This is a genomic window from Streptomyces hainanensis (genome assembly GCF_004348415.1).
In the GTDB taxonomy this organism is placed as follows: Bacteria; Actinomycetota; Actinomycetes; order Streptomycetales; family Streptomycetaceae; genus Streptomyces; species Streptomyces hainanensis.
Genome location: NZ_SMKI01000783.1, coordinates 1 through 1,765, shown reverse-complemented (window position 1 = coordinate 1,765; position 1,765 = coordinate 1). Strand labels below are relative to the sequence as shown.

General features: G+C 75.9%; 2 protein-coding genes. Both read left to right on the top strand.

Annotated elements, in window-relative coordinates; translation table 11 throughout:
- Nucleotides 1-41 precede the first annotated feature (41 nt).
- Nucleotides 42-1,232 (top strand): helix-turn-helix domain-containing protein, encoded by a 1,191-nt coding sequence (locus E1283_RS35890; RefSeq protein WP_132822348.1) that lies wholly within the window; start codon nucleotides 42-44, stop codon nucleotides 1,230-1,232.
- A 163-nt stretch (nucleotides 1,233-1,395) separates the two neighbouring features.
- Nucleotides 1,396-1,581 (top strand): hypothetical protein, encoded by a 186-nt coding sequence (locus tag E1283_RS35885; RefSeq protein WP_132822347.1) that lies wholly within the window; start codon nucleotides 1,396-1,398, stop codon nucleotides 1,579-1,581.
- Nucleotides 1,582-1,765 lie beyond the last annotated feature (184 nt).

Below are 1,765 nucleotides of genomic sequence, written 5' to 3'. Positions count from 1 at the left end.
CCGGCCCCCCCACCGGACCCACACCGGAAACGGAGCCCCGCATGCCGGACGCCGATCCCGACGACGACAGCACCGGAGCCAGGATCGCCGCGCAGCGCAAGCGCGCGGGCCTGACCCAGCGCGGTCTCGCCCTGCGCATCCCCTACTCGTACAGCCTTCTGCGGCATGTGGAGGCCGGCCACAAGAAGGCGTCGCCGCAGCTGACCGCCGCCGTCGCGCGGGCCCTGGACATTCCCGTCACCGCGCTGATCGGGCCGGCCGCGCACGCCCTGCGCCCGCACCGGGTGGCGGCCCTGATCGGGCCGGTCCGCGAGGCGCTCGACCTCTACGACCTGCCGACGGACCCCTGTCTGCCGCAGGCCCCGGCGGCCGAGCTGGTGGCCGCCGCCGACGGGCTCTGCCGGGACGTGCGGGCGGCCCGCCTCCAGCTGGCGGCGGCGTCGCTGCCGAGCCTGCTGGTCGACCTCATCGTGGCCTGCCGCGAGCGGCCGACGACCGAGCTGTGGCGCGCCCTGGCGTCGACGTGCCGCAGCGCGCACGACGTGGCCACCAAGCTCGGCTACCAGGACCTGGCGGCGCTGGCGCTCGACCGGATGGGATGGGCCGCGGAGCGGGCGTCCGACCCGGAGTTCGCCGCGATCCGGCAGTACAAGCGCGCGCTGTCCTACCGGTCGCGGACGGCGCGGCACCACATCGGGCTGAGCATGGTCGCCGACGGGCACCGGATCCTGAAGGCCGCGGACGGCGGGGAGGCCACCCGGGTGGTCACCGGCCAGCTCCACCTCGCGGCCGCCGTCCTCTCCTCCCGCGCCCACGACCTGTCGGGGGTGGAGTCGCATCTCGCGCAGGCCCGGGAGATCGCCGAGCGCACGGGCGAGGCGGGGCACGTGCACTGGCTGTCGTTCGGCCCGGCCAACGTGGCCGCCCACGAGACGTTCGCCCGCCTCGAGTTGCGGCAGTTCGACGCGGCGTACGCGGCGGCGCGTTCCGTGCGGGCGCCCCGTGGCTGGGCCACCTCGCGCCGGGCCGCGCACCTGGTCGACCAGGCGCGCGCCGAGCTGGAGACCGGCCGGACTGACGCGGCGCTCGCCTCGCTGACGCTGGCCAGGAAGCTGGCCCCCCAGCAGACCCGGTTCCACCCCCGGGTCCTGGACACGCTGCGCGGCCTGCTGCACATCCGCCGGCGCTCGCCGCAGGCGCTGTCCCGCCTGGCGGCGTGGGCCGGACTCTGAACGCTACGCGTGTCACCCGGCGGTGACACTTACGGCCTCCCCGCGGCGGCAGGCTGGGGAGAGCCACTGTCGTCGACGCCCTGGGGGGATCTGGTGACCACCCGTACCGCCGTCCGTCGCGGTGTCCCGGCCATAGCGGAGGTCGGGCCCGGAGGGCCGCGCCGTGCCTGACCTTCCCCTGCCCGAGCTCCCGGCCCCGGAGGCGGACGTCACGGTCGTCACCGGCCTGGAGGGCCCGGTGGAGCCGACCGCGCCGGTGACCTGCTCCTACTGCCGCCACGGCATCGTGGTGAACGACGACCACGCCGCCAACTGCCCCTGGAATCCCGGCAAGGCGGCCGCCAGCTGACCTTCACGACCGCGCTCCGGTATGACGATTTCACCCGCCCGGGTGAGCCGGAGCGCTCGGCGGAATGAATCGCCCGGCTGGCGTAATCATCATGCTGTGGGCGCCGTGGTGGGCGTGACCGCCGTCGCGCTCGCCCACCCGCCCGGCATCGCCTCGCGACCGGGTGTCGGCCGGCCGCCCAGCC

Coding starts and splice junctions, on each gene's coding strand:
- E1283_RS35890 (WP_132822348.1), top strand. CDS start 42: ATGCCGGACGCCGATCCCGACGACGACAGCACCGGAGCCAGGATCGCC.